The sequence below is a fragment of the Nonomuraea antimicrobica genome (genome assembly GCF_039536965.1).
Taxonomy (GTDB): Bacteria; Actinomycetota; Actinomycetes; order Streptosporangiales; family Streptosporangiaceae; genus Nonomuraea; species Nonomuraea antimicrobica.
Genome location: NZ_BAAAZP010000304.1, coordinates 1 through 750, shown reverse-complemented (window position 1 = coordinate 750; position 750 = coordinate 1). Strand labels below are relative to the sequence as shown.

1 pseudogene is annotated in these 750 nt (G+C 68.1%); it reads right to left on the bottom strand.

Features of this window, described 5'->3' with window-relative positions:
* A pseudogene (locus ABD844_RS52960) lies at nt 1-717 on the bottom strand (IS5 family transposase); the annotation flags it as partial.
* Between the last annotated feature and the right edge of the window lie 33 nt (nt 718-750).

The window sequence follows — 750 nt, the reverse complement described above, 5'->3', positions numbered from 1 at the left end:
GGATCTCCCAGCGGATGCGCAGGCGGCGGAACCAGTGCAGGAGCGCGATCGTCCGCTCGACGACCCAGCGGTGAACGCCCAGGCCAGAGCCGTGTGGAGTGCCACGCCGGGCGATGATGGGCTTGATGCCGGTGCGCCAGACAAGGCGACGGTACTTGTCGTGGTCGTAGCCGCGGTCGGCGTACAGGCAGTCGGGTCGCTTGCGGGGCCGGCCGACCCGGCCGCGTACGGGCGGGATGGCCTTGATCAGCGGCAGGAGCTGGGTGACGTCGTTGCGATTGCCGCCGGTCAGGGAGACGGCGAGAGGGATGCCGCCTCCGTCGGTGATGACGTGGTGTTTCGAGCCCGGCTTGGCGCGGTCGACCGGGCTCGGGCCGGTTTTGGGCCGCCCTTGAGAGCCCGCACGTGCGAACTGTCGATCACCGCCTTGGACCAGTCGAGCTGGCCGGCGGCGTGCAACTCGGCGAGGAGCACCTCATGCAGCTTGTTCCACACGCCGGCGGCATGCCAGTCACGCAGCCGCCGCCAGCTGGTCATCCCCGAGCCGAAGCCCAGCTCCTGGGGCAGGAACTCCCACGGGATCGCGGTGTAGAGCACGAACAAGATGCCTTGCAGAGCAAGCCGGTCATCCAGCCGCTTACGGCCTGGATAGCGCCTTCGTCGCTCCACCTTCGGCAGTAACGGCTCGATCCGCTCCCACAGGCTGTCCGGCACGATCCACGGTAGTTGCTCACCCTTCTTCACACAGAG